Source organism: Streptomyces sp. NPDC107500 (assembly GCF_055582785.1).
The window spans coordinates 538,435-557,282 of the sequence record NZ_JBVJPF010000001.1 but is presented as its reverse complement, the minus strand read 5'-3'; the positions used below and the strand labels follow the sequence as shown (position 1 = coordinate 557,282).

Sequence of the window (18,848 nt, the reverse complement as noted above, 5' to 3'; positions counted from 1 at the left end):
TGTTTAACTCACGAGTAACTACGGGGCAGGCATCAGAGTAAAGGGCGACCGGCCCCCGCGTAAGAGTCCGCGCCCTGTCACTTCCTACAGAGGCCCGCCCGTGACATGCGAAGAGGCCCGCCGCACTTTCGTACGACGGGCCCCTAGGAGTCCGTTTTGCCCGGACTCGGCGTGCGGTGCGGCGGTTACTTCTTGCCCTTGCCCGACCCCGCGCTGTCATCACTGGAGAGGACCGCGATGAAGGCCTCCTGCGGAACCTCCACGGAACCCACCATCTTCATCCGCTTCTTGCCTTCCTTCTGCTTCTCCAGCAGCTTCCGCTTGCGGGAGATGTCACCGCCGTAGCACTTGGCGAGGACGTCCTTGCGGATGGCGCGGATGGTCTCGCGGGCGATCACCCGTGAGCCGATGGCGGCCTGGATGGGCACCTCGAATGCCTGCCGCGGGATCAGCTCGCGGAGCTTGGCGACGAGCCGTACGCCGTACGCGTACGCGGCGTCCTTGTGGGTGATCGCGGAGAACGCGTCCACCTTGTCGCCGTGCAACAGGATGTCGACCTTGACCAGGCTGGAGGTCTGCTCGCCGGTGGGCTCGTAGTCCAGCGAGGCGTAGCCGCGGGTCTTCGACTTCAGCTGGTCGAAGAAGTCGAAGACGATCTCCGCGAGCGGGAGGGTGTAGCGGATCTCGACCCGGTCCTCGGAGAGGTAGTCCATGCCGAGCAGCGTGCCGCGCCGGGTCTGGCACAGCTCCATGATCGAGCCGATGAACTCGGTCGGCGCAAGGATGGTGGCCCGCACGACCGGCTCGTAGACCTCGTTGATCTTCCCCTCGGGGAACTCGCTCGGGTTGGTGACGGTGTGCTCGGTGCCGTCCTCCATGATCACGCGGTAGACCACGTTGGGCGCGGTGGCGATCAGGTCGAGGCCGAACTCGCGCTCCAGGCGCTCGCGGATCACGTCCAGGTGCAGCAGGCCGAGGAAGCCGACGCGGAAGCCGAAGCCGAGGGCGGCGGAGGTCTCCGGCTCGTAGACCAGGGCGGCGTCGTTGAGCTGGAGCTTGTCCAGCGCCTCGCGCAGCTCGGGGTAGTCGGAGCCGTCCAGCGGATACAGGCCGGAGAAGACCATCGGCCGCGGGTCCTTGTAGCCGCCGAGCGCCTCCTCGGCGCCCTTGTGCTGGCTGGTGACGGTGTCACCGACCTTGGACTGGCGGACGTCCTTCACACCCGTGATCAGGTAGCCGACCTCGCCGACGCCGAGACCGTCGGCGGCGAGCATCTCCGGGGAGTTGGTGCCGATCTCCAGCAGCTCGTGGGTGGCGCCGGTGGACATCATCCGGATCCGCTCGCGCTTGTTGAGCTGGCCGTCGATGACACGGACGTACGTGACGACGCCGCGGTACGAGTCGTAGACCGAGTCGAAGATCATCGCGCGGGCCGGGGCGTCCTTGACGCCGACCGGGGCGGGGATCTCGGCGACGACCTTGTCGAGCAGCGCGTCGACGCCGAGGCCGGTCTTGGCGGAGACCTTGAGCACGTCGTCGGGGTCGCAGCCGACCAGGTTGGCCAGCTCCTCGGCGAACTTCTCGGGCTGCGCGGCCGGCAGGTCGATCTTGTTCAGCACGGGGATGATCGTGAGGTCGTTCTCCATCGCCAGGTAGAGGTTGGCGAGGGTCTGGGCCTCGATGCCCTGGGCCGCGTCCACCAGGAGGATGGTGCCCTCGCAGGCGGCGAGCGACCGCGAGACCTCGTAGGTGAAGTCGACGTGCCCCGGGGTGTCGATCATGTTGAGGATGTGCGTGCTGCTCTTGTCGTGGGTGGGGGCCCACGGCAATCGCACCGCCTGGGACTTGATCGTGATGCCGCGCTCGCGCTCGATGTCCATGCGGTCGAGGTACTGGGCGCGCATCTGCCGCTGCTCGACCACACCGGTCAGCTGGAGCATCCGGTCGGCGAGCGTGGACTTGCCGTGGTCGATGTGCGCGATGATGCAGAAGTTGCGGATCAGCGCCGGGTCGGTACGGCTCGGCTCGGGCACATGGCTGGGGATCGCGGGCACGCAGGGTCCTGATTCTTGAGGCGTCCGCAGTGTCTGCGGTCTCGGGTCTCGGGTCGGATCGATACGTAGCCTCCATCGTCCCACGGGTGGCGAGCCGGGATGGGTCTGGGACGGCCCGAGACCGGGTTGTGGCCGCGTCGCGGGCCGGTTACGGGCCGGCTGCGGCCTGGTTTTGGGGGCGCGGCGGGCCGCTGGTACCGTGGGGGGCTGTGTCTCTTGCCCTCTCAGCGCGAGGCACTCCTTCAAGAAATCATCGGTACGGGACCTTCGCGGCCTCGTGCCTGAACCTGCAAAGGCTCAATTCGTGGCGAACATCAAGTCCCAGATCAAGCGGAACAAGACCAACGAGAAGGCCCGGCTGCGCAACAAGGCCGTCAAGTCCTCTCTGAAGACCGCGATCCGCAAGGCCCGTGAGGCCGCTGCCGCGGGTGACGTCGAGAAGGCCACCGAGTACCAGCGCGTCGCCGCGCGTCAGCTCGACAAGGCCGTCTCGAAGGGTGTCATCCACAAGAACCAGGCCGCCAACAAGAAGTCGGCGCTTGCGACCAAGGTCGGCGCTCTCAAGGGCTGAACCCCTCATCTGGTCTGATCGCCGGGTGGACCCAGAGCGGGCCCTCTCTCATCCGCTCCCGTCCGGCACCCAGGATCCATGCGCGGCCTGCGTTCGCCACGCGGGCATGGATCCGCGAGCTTGATCCGAAGGCCCCGGTGGCCGTCCTTCCCCGGACGGACGCCGGGGCCTTCGGTCTGCCGGGCGCCGGGGCCCCCGGGCCGGGCAGTGCGGGTGGGAGCGGAGAGTGCGCGTGAGAGCGGACAGTGCGGGTGGGACCGGGCAGTGCGCGTGAGAGCGGGCAGTGCCGGTGGGGCAGGGCGCGTGAGAGCGGGCAGTGCCGGTGGGGGCGGGCTACGAGCGTCCGCGTGAGCGTGCCGCGCGCGCGATCGTCACGACGGCCTTCTCCAGCGCGTACTCGGGATCGTCGCCGGCGCCCTTCACCCCCGCGTCCGCCTCGGCCACCGCGCGCAGGGCCACCGAGACGCCGTCCGGTGTCCAGCCACGCATCTGCTGCCGGACGCGGTCGATCTTCCAGGGCGGCATCCCCAGCTCGCGGGCGAGGTCGGCGGGGCGGCCACCGCGGGCGGAGGAGAGCTTGCCGATGGCCCGCACGCCCTGCGCCAGCGCGCTGGTGATCAGCACCGGCGCGACCCCGGTCGACAGCGACCAGCGCAGCGCCTCCAGGGCCTCGGCCGCACGTCCCTCCACGGCCCGGTCGGCGACGGTGAAGCTGGAGGCCTCCGCCCGTCCCGTGTAGTACTGCCCGACCACCGCCTCGTCGATCGTCCCCTCGATGTCGGCGGTCAGCTGCGACACCGCCGAGGCCAGCTCCCTGAGGTCGCTGCCGATCGCGTCGACCAGGGCCTGGCACGCCTCGGGGGTGGCCGACCGCCCGGCGGTCCGGAACTCGGAGCGCACGAAGGCCAGCCGGTCCGCGGGCTTGGTCATCTTCGGGCACGCCACCTCGCGCGCGCCCGCCTTGCGGCCGGCGTCGAGGACACCCTTGCCCTTGGCGCCGCCCGCGTGCAGCAGGACGAGGGTGATCTCCTCGGCGGGGGCGCCGAGGTAGGCCTTGACGTCCTTGACCGTGTCGGCGGACAGGTCCTGCGCGTTGCGTACGACCACGACCTTGCGCTCGGCGAAGAGCGAGGGGCTGGTGAGCTCGGCGAGCGTGCCGGGCTGCAACTGGTCGGGGGTCAGGTCGCGCACGTCCGTGTCGGCGTCGGCGGCCTTCGCGGCGGCCACCACCTCCTGCACGGCACGGTCGAGCAGGAGGTCCTCCTGGCCCACGGCAAGGGTCACCGGGGCGAGAGGGTCGTCATTCGCAGTCTTCCTGGCCATCGCGACAAGCATCGCACGCACCACTGACAACGGACGCCCGCCGCCATTGCCGGGGCCGGTGCGGGACTACGGCTCCTCGCGCCAGCCCTCCCACTCCCCCGCGAACTCGTCCAGCTCGCCGGGGTCCAGCACGTCCCGCTCGTCGCACAGGAGGACGAGCCACTGGGCGTCCTCGGCGTCGTCCTCGCCGGCCAGGGCGTCCCTCAGCAGCCGGGGTTCCTCGTCGAGCCCGAACCGCTCCCCGAGTGCCTGGGCCGCCTCCTCCGCCGCGTCGCGGTCGGGCAGCACCAGTACATGTCTCACATCGCTCACGGGTGCCATTGTCGGACACCGGGCCACGGGCGGAGCGCGGGGGCGGTCAGCCCTTGGGCACGGTCTGCACGTCGAGGTCGATGCGGATGCTGGGCCCGACCACGGCGATGCCTCGGGCCAGCATCGTCTGCCAGCTCACCGTGAAGTCGTCGCGGTGCAGTTCGGTGGTGGCGCGGCAGGCCGCCCGCGTCTCGCCCTCCATGCCGTTGCCGAGCCCGAGGTACTCGGTGTCCAGCGTGACCGTGCGGGTCACGCCGTGCAGGGTCAGCGCTCCCGTGACGGCCCACCGGTTGCCGCCGCGGTGCGTGAACCGGTCGCTGTAGAACTCCAGCGTCGGAAACCGCCGCACGTCCAGGAAGTCGGCCGAGCGCAGGTGGTCGTCGCGCATCTTCACGTTGGTGTCGATGGACGCCGCGTCGATGACCACGTGCATCGCCGACCGCTCCATGTCGTCCGCGATCCGCACCGCGCCCGCGAAGGAGTTGAACCGGCCGTGGATCCGGGCCAGTCCGATGTGCCGCGCGGTGAAAGCGATCGAGGAGTGCGCCGGTTCGATCTCCCAGTCGCCCGGCGTGGGCAGCTCCGCCGGCTGGGCCACCTGGAGGGTCACGTCGCCGAGCGAGGCCAGCGCGTCCTCGGCGACCGTCACGGACGCGCGGTACGGCGTGTAGCCCTCGGCGGAGACGGCGAGCCGGTACTCGCCGGCCGGCACCGCCGCCAGGAACGACCCGAAGGGATCCGTGCCGCCGCCGACCACCTTGCGTCCCATGCTGTCGCTGACCGTGAACTCCGCGTTCGGCACCGGCTCGTGGACCGGGTCGAGGACCCGGCAGCTGACCACCCCGGCGTCCGGCGGGGTGCGCACAGCGGCCAGGGGACCCGTCCGGTGCATCCGCTTCGTACGGCTTCCCAGCAAGCGGCCGATCATCTGCGACACCCTCTGCCCCACATCAGAATTAGTTGACGAAGCAACATTCGATCACCGATGGGGCTTTCGAGGCAACACGGGACCACTCACCCGGTATCGGCACACCGCCGTACCGGGACCCGGTCGAGCCGGATGCCGAAGTGTTCGCGGTACGCGGTGAGCACCTCCTCGTCCGTGGCCAACTCGCGCTCCTCACGGGCGCCGTCGGGGGCCGTCGCGGTGAGCCGGCGTCCGCTGAGCGTGATCCGTCCCCCGTCCTCGGTGATCCGGGAGCAGACCGTCGACTGGAGGAAGTGCGACCGGGGCGAGGTGCTGTGCCACCACGCGCCGGACACGAAGTCGTCCAGCACCCTCGGGCGGACGTCCACCCGGTACACCTGCCGTCCCTCGCGCAGCACGTCCAGGTCGGCCGCCCGCGCCGTGGCCTCCGCCCCGCGCACCCCGGCGGCGTCCGGCCCCGCCTCAACCACCCGGAACGTACCCCCGGGGTCGTCCTGCTCCGCCCGCTCCCCGAAGGCCAGCGGACCGTGACTGTGCGCCCCGAACCCGACATCCGCCAGCCACTCGCCCCCGTCCACCGTCCGCACCAGCAGCACCATGTGGTCGTACGGGATCCCGAGCCGGCCCCCGTCCCCGTACACCCGCGCGGCGAGCATCGTGACCTCGTAACCGAGCGCCGCGAGCAACGCGCCGAAGAGGCCGTTGAGTTCGTAGCAGAAGCCGCCCCTGCGCCCGCCCACCACCTTGTCCAGCAGCCGCCCCTCCTCCAGCACGATCTCCTCGCCCAGGTGGACGGAGAGGTTCTCGAACGGCACCGTCCGCAGATGAAGCAGGTGCAGTGCGCGCAGCGCGTCGAGGGTGGGCCGCGCCGGGTGCTCGGCGCCCAGGCGGCGGAGACAGGCATCGACCTGTGCGGAATCCATGCCCTCAGTCTCCCAAGACCCGCAGCGCCCCGCCCGAGCCCGCGACGGCCAGCGCCCCGTCCCGGTCCGTGCGCAGCACCGTCGCCCCCTGCCCGCGCAGGGCCGCGACCGTGTCCGGGGCCGGGTGCCCGTAGGTGTTGTCCGCGCCGCAGCTGATGAGGGCCAGGCGCGGAGCCACCCTCCGTACGAGGTCCGGGTCCTGATGAGCCGACCCGTGATGGGCGACCTTGAGCACGTCGACCCCTGCCAGCGCCGCTGCCGCCGGGGAGCGCGCCAGCTCCCGCTGGGCCGGCGGCTCCAGGTCCCCGAGGAGCAGGAGCCGCAGCCCCGCCGTCCGCACCAGGAGGGTGACGCTGGCGTCGTTGGGTCCCTCGGTGCTCGTGGGCGGCATCGCCCGCGGGCCCGTGCCGGACGGCGGCCACACCACCTCCCAGGAGAGCGGGCCGGCCCGTCGCCGCTCACCGGCGGCCACGTGCCGCAGGGGGATCCGTCGCGCCGCCGCCTGTCTGCGGACGGCGTCGGCCTGGTCCGCGGGCTCTTCGAGGGCGGTCGTCTCGATGGCCCCCACCGCACGCCCCCGCAACACCCCGGGCAGCCCGGCGACGTGGTCGGCGTGGAAGTGGGTCAGCACCACCAGCGGGACGCGGGTGACGCCGAGCGAGCGCAGACAGCCGTCCACCAGCGCCGGATCGGGCCCGGCGTCCACGACCACGCCCGTACCCTCCCCCGCCGCGAGCACCATGGCGTCGCCCTGTCCCACGTCGCACATCACCATCCGCCAGCCCGGCGGCGGCCATCCCTTGATCACCCGGGCCAGCGGCGGCGGCTGCACCACCGCCAGCACCAGGAGCAGCGCGCAGACCCCGCACCACCAGGGATGCCGCAGCAGCCGCCGGCCGACGAGCAGCCCGCCCACCGTGAGGAGCGCGAGCAGCGCCGCCCCCGCCCAGCTTCCCGGCCAGTCCACTCCCGCGCCGGGCAGCGCGGCCCCGGTGCGGGCGATCCCCGCGATCCACCCGGCCGGCCAGCCACCGCACCAGGCCAGCGCCTCGGCCACGGGCATCGCCACCGGCGCCGTCGCCAGCGCCGCGAACCCCAGCACCGTGGCCGGGGCCACCGCGAACTCCGCGAGCAGGTTGCACGGCACGCCCACCAGGCTCACCCGCGCCGACAGCACGGCGACGACCGGCGCGCACACGGCCTGCGCGGCCCCCGCGGCGGCCAGCGCCTCCGCAAGGCGCGGCGGCACCCCGCGCCGCCGCAACGCCGCGCTCCACCGGGGCGCGAGCGTGAGCAGCGCCCCGGTGGCCAGCACGGAGAGCAGGAACCCGTAACTCCTGGCCAGCCACGGGTCGTACAGCACGAGCAGCAGGACGGCCGTCGCCAGCGCCGGAAGCAGCGATCTGCGGCGCCCGGTGGCCAGGGCGAGCAGGGCGACGGACCCGCAGGCCGCGGCCCGCAGCACGCTCGGGTCGGGCCGGCACACCACCACGAAGCCGAGTGCGAGCGCCCCGCCGAGCAGCGCCGTCGTCCGCAGGGAGAGCCCGAGACGGGGCGCGACTCCCCGGCGCTCACTGCGCTGAGCCAGTCCGGGCGGGCCGAGCAGCAGGGCGAGCACGATCGTGAAGTTGGCCCCCGAGACGGCCAGCGTGTGCGCCAGGTCCGTCTCCTTGAACGCCTCCTCCAGCTCCGGCGTGACGCGCGAGGTGTCCCCCACGACCAGGCCGGGCAGCAGCGCCCGCGCGTCCCTGGGCAGACCGTCCGTCGCCTCGCGCAGCCCGGCCCGCAACCGCCCCGCCAGCCGCTGCGCCGCGGACGGACCGGCCACCACCTCGGGCGCGGCCCGACCATCCCGTACCCGCAGCACGGCGGCGATCCGGTCCCCACTCGTCCTGGGGGGCGCCGAACGGGCGGTGACGCGGAGCCGGGTGGTCGGCAGGAGCCCCAGCCAGCGCGAGGCCGCGGGATCGGCACGGGACGGCCGGGCACCGCCGGCGTCGATGTCCTTCCCCGGGCCCTCCTCTCCCACGTCGACGAGCACGAGCACCGGCGTCCGCGTCGCGACCACCGCGCCGCCCTCCTTCACGACCCGTCGCACGTCGGCCTCGATCACCACCGTGGGCGGGGCGGCACGGTTGCCCCGGACGCGCGGCGCGGTGAGGCGGGGGTCGGCGGTGACCTCCACCTCGGCGGTGACCGTGGCGTACTGCCGGGCCGACCCCGGCACGGGTCCGCGCCGCAGGTCCGCGCCGTGCAGCGCGGCGGAGGCGGCGGCCGCGGCGACACAGAGGAGCAGGGCGGCGACGGCGACCGGGGGCCGAAAGCGTGTCGCGGGCTGCCTCCGATCCCTCTGGAGCTGCGTCCGCTCCCTCTGGTCCCTCTGGAGCTGCCTCCGATCCCTCCGGAGCAGTACACCCGCCAGGACCAAGGCACCGGTCACCATGCCCACGGCCCAACCGGCCGGCGCGGTCGGCATGAGCGCCGCCGTAGCCCAGGCCGCGAGCGCGGGCGGCACCAGCCGCAGGTCCGTCGGCCCCTCCTGGCGGGGGTGGGCGGCGCCGAGCCGGTGGCCGGAGGCGGCGTGCACGGCCCCGCGTGGGCGTGCCGTCCGGGCATGGGACTGCCTGGCAGGGGCCGTAGGCGGATCTGCGGACCGGCCCGAGGGCAGATCCGGGGACAGGCCCGTGGGCCGACTCGTGCTCACGGCCGCACGAGATCGCGCAGGTCGGCGAAGCGGCGCTCGCCGATGCCGTTGACCTCGCGCAACTCGTCCACCGACCGGAAACCACCGTGCTGGGTGCGGTAGTCGATGATGTGCTGGGCGAGCACGGGACCCACGCCGGGCAGGGTGTCGAGCTGGTCCGGGGTCGCGGTGTTGAGGGAGACCGGTGCCGCGGGAGCCGCCGCCCCGCTCCCGGCGGTGGCCGCACCGCCGGGCGCGACCCCCGCGACGGGGGGCGCGGGAGCGCCCACGACGACCTGCTCACCGTCCACCAGGAAACGCGCCTGGTTCAGCCCGTCGGTCTTGGCGCCGTCCCGCACGCCTCCGGCGGCCCGCAGGGCGTCCGCGACCCGTGAACCGGCCGGAAGACGGTGCACGCCGGGCTTGCGGACCTTTCCGCCGACATCCACGACGATCTCGGCACCGGCCGTGGGCGCCGCCCCACCGACCGCCTTGCCGTCACCCACCCGCCCGCCCTCGTCCCGCGCTCCGGCCACCGCCGCCTCCCGCACCACCTCGGGCGCCGCCACGGACTGGGTGCGGCCGGTCCAGAAGTGCTGCGCGGCGAAGAGCCCCGCGACGACGAGCAGCACCGTGAGCGCGGCCACACTGCGCCGCTCCAGCCCGCACCGCGCCTGCAACCACACCGGCATTCGCTCCCTCAGCGCCTGCCCGGCCCGCTCCTTCCAGGCCGCCCGGACGGCGCCATCGGCGGCGACGGGAAGCGGCGCGTCTCCGCCGTACGAGGGCGGCCCCTTCCCCGCCTCTCCGCGCGATTCATCGTGCCCGGCCCGCCCGGCCGGCCCGGCGAACAGCGCCTCCGCCCGCCGCCGCAGTTCCTCCGCGGGTGCGGACCGGCGTCCGTGCCGGGCGTGGGAGCGGGGCGGGTGGCGGTGGCGCAGCCGCCCGTCGGAAGCCGGTGCGCGACCCGGCCCGCTGGATCCGCCAACCGTGCGTGACTGTGAGCGCGAGCGTGATCGAAGTGCCATGCGCCGAGGATCCGTCACCTCGCCCCACCCGCGACGATCATGGTCAATTCCCGTGGACTACCCACGGGTTGTGGAAAACTCCGCCCCCCGAACGGGCGACGCGCCACGCCACGACCGCACCACCGCGCGATCACACCGCCGCGCAACGCCCCTCACCGCGACGAGACCACGACCCCCAGCAACCCGGGCCCCGTGTGCGCCCCGATCACCGCCCCGACCTCGCTCACATGCAGGTCGGCCAGCCCGGTCACCCGCTCCCGCAGCCGGTCCGCCAGGGCCGACGCCCGGTCCGGGGCGGCGAGATGGTGGACGGCGATGTCGACGGGGGCGCCGCCCGCCCGGTCGGCGGCGATCTCCTCCAGCCGGGCGATGGCCTTGGACGCCGTCCGGACCTTCTCCAGGGGCTCGATGCGGCCACCGTCCAGTTGCAGCAGCGGTTTCACGGCGAGCGCGGAGCCGAACAGCGCCTGGGCCGCCCCGATCCGGCCACCGCGGCGCAGATAGTCGAGGGTGTCGACGTAGAAGTAGGCGGAGGTGCCGGCGGCCCGCTTCTCGGCGGCCGCGACGGCCTCGTCCACCGTGCCGCCCGCCTCCACCGCGTCCGCGGCGGCGAGCGCGCAGAACCCGAGGGCCATCGCGATCATCCCCGTGTCCACGACGCGCACCGGGACCGACGCCTCACGGGCCGCGACGACGGCCGCGTCGTGCGTGCCGGACAGCTCGGCGGAGAGGTGCAGCGAGACGATGCCGTCGACGCCGGACTCGGCGATCTTCCGGTAGGTCTCGGCGAACAGGGCGGGGCTGGGGCGGGAGGTGGTGACCGGGCGCCGTTTCTGCAGGGCCTGGGCCAGGGAGCGGGTCGAGATCTCGGTGCCCTCCTCCAGCGCCCGGTCGCCCAGGACGACGGTCAGGGGTACCGCGGTGATGCCGTGCCGCTCCATCGTCCGGGCCGGGAGGTAGGCCGTTGAATCGGTGACGATCGCGACATGGCGGGACATGAGCTGGAGGTTACCTGGCGTACTGTCCGTCCGGCAGCCCGGCCCCGGTGGCCGGGTGTTCACACGGGTGTCGTCAGGTCGTGCTCTCCGGGCGGGCCTTCTTCTGCCACGGGTACACGGGGTTCGGTCCGGGCGGGTCGAGGGCGGGGCGCGCCGTCTCCTCCGCCGGCTCCTGGACCGGGGGCTCCGGCCAACTCTGCCGGGCGGCGGGGGTGTCGGCGGCCGGGGCCTCGGGCCAGGGCGGCGGGGCGGCGGCGGGCTCCGTCTCCGTCTCCGTCCAGTGCCGCAGGGCACCGGCCTCGACGTCGATCTGCGCGCTCAGCGAATCGAGGTCGTCGTCCGCGAAGCGGCGGGCCCGGTCACGGGCCGCCCAGCGCAGGGACTCGGCCGACCGCGTGATGCGCTCGGTGCGCTCGCGCAGCGAGGGCAGCAGCTCGGCGAGCGTCACGCGGTCCGGCTCGGACTCCAGCCGCCGCAGCTCGCCGTCGAGTTCGAATCCGTGGGCGCTGAGCCGCTCGAAGAGGGCCAGCGACTCCTTGAGGGACGCGTCCTCCGCCACGCGCGCGTGCAGCGCGTCCTGCGTGGCCCGCATGGACGTGCGCAGGCTCAGCCGCAGCTGCGCCAGCTCGCCGACCGGGCCGGTCTGGACGAGGGACTTCGCGCGCAGGGTGTGGTCCTCGACCGTGCGCCGGGCCTGGGTGATACCGCGGTCCACGCTGCGCTTGGCCGCGCCGACCGCCTTCACCGTGGCGTAGACGCCCAGCACCACGGCGAGCACGAAGAGCAGGGCGAAGACGGTGATCACTGCTTCCACGAAGCTCCTCCTCCGAGCGTCCGGCCCGCGCGCGCCGGCGTCCGCGGCACTCTTCGCGCCGCTCTTCCACGGTAAACGCAATGGGCAGGCCCAGGGTTCCGGCGGAACCCCGAACCTGCCCGTACCCATTCCCCGGGCGCCCCTAAGGGATCACCCCGAGGACGGTGGGAAGCAGCGCGCCCGTCGCCTCACGCCGGGACGATGTTCACCAGCTTGGGCGCCCGCACGATCACCTTCCGGATCCCGGCCCCGGCCAGCGCGGCCACGACCTTCTCGTCGGCCAGCGCGGCCTTCTCCAGGTCGCCCTCGGAGATGGCCGGGTCGACCTCCAGCCGCGCCTTGACCTTGCCCTTGATCTGCACGACGCAGGTCACGGTCTCGTCGACGACGTAGGCCGGGTCGGCCACCGGGAAGTCGTGGTGCACCACGGAGTCCGTGTGCCCCAGCTTTCGCCACAGCTCCTCGGCGACGTGCGGGGCCAGCGGCGCGACCAGCAGCACCAGGCGCTCGGCGACCGGACGCGGGACCGGGCCGCCCACCTTGGTCAGGTGGTTGTTCAGCTCGGTGACCTTGGCGATGGCGGTGTTGAACCGCATGCCCTCCAGGTCCTGCCGGACGCCGTCGATGGCCTTGTGCAGGGCGCGCAGCGTGTCGGTGTCGACGTCGGCCTCCGCGACGTCCGTGACGGTCACCTCGCCGCTGTCCTCGTCGACGACGTTGCGCCACAGCCGCTGCAACAGCCGGAACTGGCCCACCACCGCGCGCGTGTCCCAGGGCCGGGAGACGTCCAGCGGGCCCATCGCCATCTCGTACAGGCGCAGGGTGTCGGCGCCGTACTCGGCGCAGATCTCGTCGGGGGTGACCGCGTTCTTCAGGGACTTGCCCATCTTGCCCAGCAGCCGGGAGACCTTCTCACCCTGGTGGTAGTAGGCGCCGTCGCGCTCCTCCACCTCGACGGCCGGCACCGCGATGCCGCGGCTGTCCCGGTAGACGTAGGCCTGGATCATGCCCTGGTTGAACAGCTTGTGGAACGGCTCGGCCGAGGACACGTACCCCAGGTCGAACAGCACCTTGGACCAGAAGCGCGCGTACAGCAGGTGCAGCACGGCGTGCTCGGCGCCGCCGACGTACAGGTCGACGCCGCCGTGCGGCAGGCCCTCGCGGGGGCCCATCCAGTACTGCTCGATCTCCGGGTCGACCAGCCGCTCGCTGTTGTGCGGGTCCAGGTAGCGCAGCTCGTACCAGCAGGAGCCGGCCCAGTTGGGCATGGTGTTGGTCTCGCGGCGGAACCGGCGGGGGCCGCGCCCGTCGCCCAGGTCCAGGGTGACGTTCACCCAGTCCTCGTTGCGCGACAGCGGCGTCTCGGGGCGGGTGTCGGCGTCGTCCGGGTCGAAGGTGCGCGGCGAGTAGTCCTCGACCTCGGGCAGCTCCAGGGGCAGCATCGACTCGGGCAGCGAGTGCGCGATGCCGTCCTCGTCGTAGACGATCGGGAAGGGCTCGCCCCAGTAGCGCTGGCGGCTGAACAGCCAGTCGCGCAGGCGGAAGTTGACGGTGCCCTCGCCGGTGCCGGTGCGCTCCAGCCACTCGGTCATGCGCTCCTTGGCGTCGGCGACGCCCAGGCCGTCCAGGCTGATCTCGCCGTTGGACGAGTTCATGATCTTCGCGTCGTAGGAGCCGAAGGCGTTCTCCCACGTCGCCGGGTCGGTGCCGCGGCCGTCGGTCGGCTCGACCACGCAGCGGATCGGCAGCTCGAAGGCGCGCGCGAACTCGAAGTCGCGCTGGTCACCGGCCGGGACGGCCATGATCGCGCCGGTGCCGTAGCCCATCAGCACGTAGTCGGCGATGAAGACCGGGACCTGCTCGCCGTTGACGGGGTTGGTGGCGTAGGCGCCGATGAAGACGCCGGTCTTGTCCTTGGCCTCGGCCTGCCGCTCGACGTCGGACTTGGAGGCGGCCTGCGCGCGGTACGCCGCCACGGCCTCGGTCGGGGTGGCGTGGCCGCCGGTCCACACCTGGTGGGTGCCCTCGGGCCAGGCGGCCGGGGTGAACTTCTCGACCAGGGGGTGCTCGGGCGCCAGCACCATGTAGGTGGCGCCGAACAGGGTGTCCTGGCGGGTGGTGAAGACGGTGATGCGCTCCCCGTCGACGGGGAAGTCGACGCGGGCGCCCTCGGAGCGGCCGATCCAGTTGCGCTGCTGCAGCTTGATGGCCTCGGGCCAGTCCAGCTCGTCCAGGTCGTCCAGCAGCCGGTCCGCGTAGGCGGTGATCCGCATGTTCCACTGGCGCAGCTTGGACTTGAAGACGGGGAAGTTGCCGCGCTCGGAGCGGCCGTCGGCGGTGACCTCCTCGTTGGCCAGCACGGTGCCCAGCCCGGGGCACCAGTTGACGGGCGCGTCGGAGGCGTAGGCCAGACGGAACTCGCCCAGGACGTCGGCGCGCTCGGCCTCGCTCAGCGTGCTCCAGGCGCTTCCCGGGTGGCCCGGGACCGCCCGCTCACCGGACGCGAACTGGGCGACCAGCTCGTCGATCGGGCGGGCCTTCCCCGCCTCCTCGTCGTACCAGGAGTTGAAGATCCGCAGGAAGATCCACTGGGTCCACTTGTAGTAGTCGGGGTCGATCGTGGCGAACGACCGGCGCTTGTCGTGGCCCAGGCCCAGCCGGCGCAGCTGGCTCACCATGTTCTTCATGTTGGCCTCGGTGGACACGCGCGGGTGCGTGCCGGTCTGCACCGCGTACTGCTCGGCGGGCAGTCCGAAGGCGTCGAAGCCCAGGGTGTGCAGGACGTTGTGGCCGGTCATCCGCTGGAAGCGGGCGAAGACGTCGGTGGCGATGTACCCCAGCGGGTGGCCGACGTGCAGGCCCGCACCGGAGGGGTAGGGGAACATGTCCATGATGAACTTCTTGGGCCGGGCGACGACCTCCGGGTCGCCCGCCAGGTCACCCTTGGGGTTGGGCGCCGCGTACGTCTGCTCGGCGTCCCAGAAGTCCTGCCAGCGTGCCTCGATCTCGGCGGCCATGGCGGCCGTGTAGCGGTGCGGCGCGGCGTCCGCCGACACAGGGGCGGTCGCCGCGGGGTTCGTCTCGCTCATGATCCTCAAAGCTCCATCGATCGTCTCTGCCAGCGGCTGCGACCTTCAAGACCAGCGGCTGCGGATGCCGGGAAATGAAAAATCCCCTCGCACAGGAGGGGACGCCGCGCCGATTCCGGCCACCGGATTTCGACCGGGGTCGGGACTGATCAGCGCGGCTCGCTAAGCAGAAGGCGTACGGCACGCATGGCGTCAGGGTACCGCAGTCGCCGATCGGGCCGCGACGCGCGTTCCGGCCGGGCGCGCGACCGGCGAACCTGAACCAAGGTCAAAGGTTACTTCGCGTAACAACCAGTAAGGGGACAACACTACGAGCGCACTGTCGTTTGATAACAACGCAATAACTCAAACCTCGTACCCACGGGTATGGCGCCACTTAGAGTGCGGCAGCGGGACCGCTTTCCCGAACCGCTCCGGAGTTGCCCCCATGAACCCTCCCCCGATCCGCCCTCCGCTCCACCCTCGCGACACCAGCTCGACGCCTCCCGGTGCGTCCGTGACGTGGGGAGGTCTGCCGTGGTGACCAACGACAGCACGGTCGACGACACCTTCGCCGAGTTCCTCAACTTCGGCGCCGGCGTCCTCTCCCTCGTCTTCCTCAGCTGCTCGGTGATCTGGGGACTCCTCGCCCAGGACCGGATCGTCCTCGACACCCGCCAGCGGATCCTGGCCCAGGCCGTGCACCGGACCACCGCGGTCGCCTCGGTCGTGTTCCTCCTGGTGCACATCGGGGTCAAGCTGGCCCTGGACCACACCACCTGGGTCGCCGCCGTCCTCCCGTTCGGACTGCTCGCCACGGACGACGAGGAGTTCGGCGGCCGTGCCGTCCTGATCGGCTTCGGCACCCTGGCCAGCATGCTCATGATCTTCGTGAGCGTCACCGGCGCCCTGCGCACCCGCTTCACGTCGGCGTCCCCCGTGGCCTCCCGCTGGCGGGCCATGCACATGCTGGCCTACCCGGCGTGGTGCCTGGCCCTGCTGCACGGGCTCTACGCGGGTCGAGCGGCGAAGCCGGTCTTCACGATCCTGTACGGCCTGTCCGTACTGGGCGTCATGGGCGCCCTCGCGCTGCGGGCGGCCCCCCGCCCGGTCAAGCGCAGGGCCGCCGACCGGATCGCGGCCCTCTTCGGCACCGGGGAGCGGCCGGTCCGCGAGGAGCGGTCGCAGGAGCGGGCCCAGTGGAAGGACCCCGCGGCGCTGCCCGGCTACGAGCGGGCCGGGGCGACCCGGCGGCGCGGCAGGTCCGCACCGCTGTACGAGACCGCGGAGCGCCTGGCTCCGCCGGAGCGCGCGGGCGGCTTCGCGGCGGCCTACCGCGCCGTGTCCGGTCCTTCCGGCGCCCGCCGGCCACCGCTGGCGGGCGACGGCACCGGGTCCCACACGCTGCCGCCCGACATGCGCCCCACCGAGACGATGCCCTTCGTGGACAGCGCGGCCGGCACCTCGGGCAGCTGGCCCATACCGTCGCCGCCGCCGGTCGGCGAGGCACCTCCGTCGGCGTACGACCCGCTCAACGACACGGGACACACCATCCCGGTCTACGGCAATCCGGACGCCTCCGGCTACGGGTCGAGTGACGTGTACGACACCGCTGAGACGAACGCGGTCTACGACACGTACTACCCGAACGACACGTACAACAGCGGTCCCGCCAATGAACCAACCCCCGGTGCGCCGTCGTCGGCCTACGACTTCGACGCACCGGGTTCGGGCGAACCTTGGAACACGCCTTCCGGAGGCCATAAGTGAACGAGGCCCTGCCCGACGTCCCAGAAGTCCGCGTGGTCGGTCTTCCCCAGCTCACGTCGGGCTTCGACCTTGTCGAGCGCCTGGATCTGCCGATGCACCTCAAGGTGCACGGTCCGCTCGAACCGATGGGCGGGGAGCAGCTCGCGCAGCTCTCGGAACGCATCAACCTGAAGGGCCGCGGCGGCGCGGGCTTCCCCTTCCACAAGAAGCTGCGCTCGGTCGCCGAGGCGGCGATCAAGCGCGGCGTCCGGCCGGTCGTGGTCGTCAACGGCAGTGAGGACGAACCGGCCTGCCGCAAGGACACGGTGCTCATCAACCGTGCCCCGCACCTGATCCTGGACGGCGCGCTGCTGTGCGCCGAGGCGATGGGCGCCCGCACGCTCGTCATCGGGGTCACCCGCGAGTCCACCCAGCGCTCCATGGAGGCCGCCCTCGCCGAACGGGGCCTCAGCAACGGCCGCCGTTCCGCCCTGCGGGCACGCGTGCAGCGCAACCCGGTCCGCATGGTGACCGGCGCCGCCGCCTCGCTGATCCGCTCGATCGACGGCGGCCCGGCGATCCCGCCCGGCCGCAAGGTCAGCGCCTCCAAGAGCGGGGTCGGCGGCGCCCCGACCCTGCTGTCCAACGCCGAGACCTTCGCCCAGCTCGCGATCGCCGCCCGCATCGGCCCGGAGCGCTACGGCAACACGGGGCTGTACGACGAGCCCGGCACCGTGATGCTCACCGTCTCCGGCGCGGTCGCCCGGCCGATGGTGATCGAGGTGCCGACGGGTGTGCCGCTGCGCTACGTCCTCCAGCTGGCCGGCGCCCCGCCGGTGCCGCAGGGCGTGCTGACCGGCGGCTACCACGGCAAATGGCTCGACGCGGCGAGCGTCGACGAGGCGATCGTCTCCCGCAACTCCCTTCAGCAGGTGGGCGGCTCGCTCGGCGCGGGCGCGATCCTGCCGATCGGTCAGGACACCTGCCCGCTGGGCGAGTCCCTGCGGGTGGCCCAGTGGCTGGCGCAGGAGAGCGCGGGCCAGTGCGGCCCCTGCTACCTCGGTCTGCCCGCCGCCGCGCGCGGCCTGGAGGACATCCTGAACGGTGGCGGCCCGGCCGCCCTGGAGGCCGTCAAGCAGGTCGCCCGGAACGTGAAGCGGCGCGGCGCCTGCTCGCACCCGGACGGCTCGGCGATGTTCCTGGAGTCGACCGTCGCCGCGTTCACCGACGACCTCGCCGCCCACGTCCTCGGCAACGGCTGCGGACGGCCCGTGGAGGGCGTCCTGCCGCTCTTCGAGGGCGGCATGGCACCCACGGGCGTCCCCGGCGGCGACGAGACGAACGGCCCCAGCCGCCAGAAGATCTACGTGGACTGGACCCTGTGCCGGGGTCACGGGCTGTGCGCGGACATCCTCCCGGAGGTCTTCCAGCTGGGCGCCGACGGTTTCCCGACGGTCGCGCAGGCCGAGGTGCCGCGGTTCGCGGAGGCCAAGGCCGTGCGCGCGGTGCGCCGCTGCCCCGCGCTGGCCCTGCGCATCGAGGAGGACCTGCGCGGCCCGGCTCCGGCCTCGCGCACCAACCTGCCGGTCCTCTCCCAGGGCCGGGGACGCCGGGCGCTCGGCCGCTGACGGCGGACACACGAAGAACCCCCCGGATCATGATCCGGGGGGTTCTTTTCGAAGCTGTGGAGCTAAGGAGAATTGAACTCCTGACCTCCTGCATGCCATGCAGGCGCTCTACCAACTGAGCTATAGCCCCTCGTCCTTCATCCGCCCGGTCTCCCCGGCGGCGACGCCAACATTACACGGTCCACCGGGGCGAACACCAAATCGTTTCCGTTCCGTCCGGTTTGCCCTAAGCCGTCACGAACGAGTAGAACCGCTTGAGGGTGCAGTGCTCCTCCAGGAGCCGGCCGTAGATCGGTTCGCCCTCCAGCTCGCGGTACGTCTCGATCGGGTCGCCTTTTATGATCAGCGCCCGCGCGCATTCCTCGCACCAGTACTGGTAGTCCGGGTTGAGCGGCTCCATGTCGCGCACGATCGGCGTACCGCTGCCGCACCAGTCGCACTTCCGCCTGTGTGCACCCATCAATCAGCTCCAGCTGTGGCCGCAGGCCGTGCACACGTACGAGATTCCGCCGTTGTCACCCAGGACTTGGGCCACGTGCCCGGAACCGCAGGAAGGGCAGTGGAGGCGGGTGACCGTGTTCCGTGCCACCGCTCCGCCGAGGAGGTGACCGACCTCCTCGAGGATGCTCGCAGGCATCGCCACTCCCTCCCGTCGGGTCGCGGTCCCCTTCCGGCCGTTTGATTCTGCCACGACCGGGCCAATACGGTCAGCGACGCCTCAGTACCAGTCGGGACACGGAGTTCCACAGGGGTATACGCCCCTGGGAGC

The 18,848-nt window shown here is 72.3% G+C and carries 15 protein-coding genes and 1 tRNA gene; 3 read left to right on the top strand and 13 right to left on the bottom strand.

The features are described 5' to 3' along the window. Positions 1–185 precede the first annotated feature (185 nt). Positions 186–2,054 (bottom strand): translation elongation factor 4, encoded by a 1,869-nt coding sequence (gene lepA / locus ACZ67M_RS02445; protein ID WP_064727829.1) that lies wholly within the window; start codon positions 2,052–2,054, stop codon positions 186–188. Between the two features lie 304 nt (positions 2,055–2,358). Between lepA and rpsT the strand changes: the two genes are divergently transcribed. Then, on the top strand, positions 2,359–2,625 hold the full coding sequence (gene rpsT, locus ACZ67M_RS02440) for a 30S ribosomal protein S20 (RefSeq protein ID WP_122620158.1): 267 nt from the start codon (positions 2,359–2,361) through the stop codon (positions 2,623–2,625). A gap of 333 nt (positions 2,626–2,958) precedes the next feature. On the opposite strand, the gene holA is transcribed toward rpsT, so the two are convergent. The 9 genes from holA to leuS all read right to left on the bottom strand — a co-directional run bounded on the left by holA (position 2,959) and on the right by leuS (position 14,723). Next, positions 2,959–3,948 carry a DNA polymerase III subunit delta gene (gene holA / locus ACZ67M_RS02435; protein ID WP_385798570.1) on the bottom strand — a complete coding sequence of 330 codons (990 nt, stop codon included), beginning with the start codon at positions 3,946–3,948 and terminating at the stop codon, positions 2,959–2,961. A 66-nt stretch (positions 3,949–4,014) separates the two neighbouring features. After that, positions 4,015–4,260, bottom strand: a complete 246-nt coding sequence (locus tag ACZ67M_RS02430; RefSeq protein WP_361354802.1) for a hypothetical protein — start codon at positions 4,258–4,260, stop codon at positions 4,015–4,017. 46 nt (positions 4,261–4,306) lie between these two features. Then, entirely contained in the window at positions 4,307–5,188 is an 882-nt protein-coding gene (locus tag ACZ67M_RS02425; RefSeq protein ID WP_392100766.1) for a YceI family protein, read from the bottom strand. Between the two features lie 86 nt (positions 5,189–5,274). After that, on the bottom strand, positions 5,275–6,111 hold the full coding sequence (locus ACZ67M_RS02420; RefSeq protein WP_469849256.1) for an arylamine N-acetyltransferase family protein: 837 nt from the start codon (positions 6,109–6,111) through the stop codon (positions 5,275–5,277). Between the two features lie 4 nt (positions 6,112–6,115). Further along, on the bottom strand, positions 6,116–8,698 hold the full coding sequence (locus ACZ67M_RS02415; protein ID WP_469849255.1) for a ComEC/Rec2 family competence protein: 2,583 nt from the start codon (positions 8,696–8,698) through the stop codon (positions 6,116–6,118). Between the two features lie 113 nt (positions 8,699–8,811). Beyond that, positions 8,812–9,822, bottom strand: coding sequence for a ComEA family DNA-binding protein (locus ACZ67M_RS02410; protein WP_469849253.1), 1,011 nt, complete (start codon positions 9,820–9,822; stop codon positions 8,812–8,814). 152 nt (positions 9,823–9,974) lie between these two features. Next, positions 9,975–10,820: a DegV family protein gene (locus tag ACZ67M_RS02405; protein WP_361354787.1), complete on the bottom strand. Its 846-nt coding sequence runs from the start codon at positions 10,818–10,820 to the stop codon at positions 9,975–9,977. Positions 10,821–10,893: 73 nt separating this feature from the next. Beyond that, positions 10,894–11,634 carry a hypothetical protein gene (locus ACZ67M_RS02400; RefSeq protein ID WP_451856611.1) on the bottom strand — a complete coding sequence of 247 codons (741 nt, stop codon included), beginning with the start codon at positions 11,632–11,634 and terminating at the stop codon, positions 10,894–10,896. A gap of 188 nt (positions 11,635–11,822) precedes the next feature. Continuing rightward, positions 11,823–14,723: a leucine--tRNA ligase gene (leuS, locus tag ACZ67M_RS02395; protein WP_469849251.1), complete on the bottom strand. Its 2,901-nt coding sequence runs from the start codon at positions 14,721–14,723 to the stop codon at positions 11,823–11,825. A gap of 516 nt (positions 14,724–15,239) precedes the next feature. Between leuS and ACZ67M_RS02390 the strand changes: the two genes are divergently transcribed. Then, entirely contained in the window at positions 15,240–16,472 is a 1,233-nt protein-coding gene (locus tag ACZ67M_RS02390) for a cytochrome b/b6 domain-containing protein (protein ID WP_361354778.1), read from the top strand. Continuing rightward, positions 16,469–18,079 (top strand): NADH-ubiquinone oxidoreductase-F iron-sulfur binding region domain-containing protein, encoded by a 1,611-nt coding sequence (locus tag ACZ67M_RS02385; protein WP_361354775.1) that lies wholly within the window; start codon positions 16,469–16,471, stop codon positions 18,077–18,079. The genes ACZ67M_RS02390 and ACZ67M_RS02385 overlap by 4 nt, the downstream gene beginning before the upstream one ends. Positions 18,080–18,136: 57 nt before the next feature. Here the strand turns inward: ACZ67M_RS02385 and ACZ67M_RS02380 are convergent. The 3 genes from ACZ67M_RS02380 to ACZ67M_RS02370 all read right to left on the bottom strand — a co-directional run bounded on the left by ACZ67M_RS02380 (position 18,137) and on the right by ACZ67M_RS02370 (position 18,716). Then, a tRNA-Ala gene (locus ACZ67M_RS02380) sits at positions 18,137–18,209 on the bottom strand. Positions 18,210–18,305: 96 nt separating this feature from the next. Further along, the gene (locus tag ACZ67M_RS02375; RefSeq protein ID WP_019523121.1) at positions 18,306–18,539 is read right to left on the bottom strand and encodes a hypothetical protein; all 234 of its coding nucleotides are present in this window, start codon (positions 18,537–18,539) and stop codon (positions 18,306–18,308) included. A 3-nt stretch (positions 18,540–18,542) separates the two neighbouring features. Then, positions 18,543–18,716, bottom strand: a complete 174-nt coding sequence (locus ACZ67M_RS02370; RefSeq protein ID WP_125494024.1) for a hypothetical protein — start codon at positions 18,714–18,716, stop codon at positions 18,543–18,545. Positions 18,717–18,848 lie beyond the last annotated feature (132 nt).

Coding starts and splice junctions, on each gene's coding strand:
- holA (WP_385798570.1), bottom strand. CDS start 3,948: ATGGCCAGGAAGACTGCGAATGACGACCCTCTCGCCCCGGTGACCCTT.
- ACZ67M_RS02425 (WP_392100766.1), bottom strand. CDS start 5,188: ATGATCGGCCGCTTGCTGGGAAGCCGTACGAAGCGGATGCACCGGACG.
- ACZ67M_RS02420 (WP_469849256.1), bottom strand. CDS start 6,111: ATGGATTCCGCACAGGTCGATGCCTGTCTCCGCCGCCTGGGCGCCGAG.
- ACZ67M_RS02410 (WP_469849253.1), bottom strand. CDS start 9,822: ATGGCACTTCGATCACGCTCGCGCTCACAGTCACGCACGGTTGGCGGA.
- ACZ67M_RS02405 (WP_361354787.1), bottom strand. CDS start 10,820: ATGTCCCGCCATGTCGCGATCGTCACCGATTCAACGGCCTACCTCCCG.
- leuS (WP_469849251.1), bottom strand. CDS start 14,723: ATGAGCGAGACGAACCCCGCGGCGACCGCCCCTGTGTCGGCGGACGCC.
- ACZ67M_RS02375 (WP_019523121.1), bottom strand. CDS start 18,539: ATGGGTGCACACAGGCGGAAGTGCGACTGGTGCGGCAGCGGTACGCCG.
- ACZ67M_RS02370 (WP_125494024.1), bottom strand. CDS start 18,716: ATGCCTGCGAGCATCCTCGAGGAGGTCGGTCACCTCCTCGGCGGAGCG.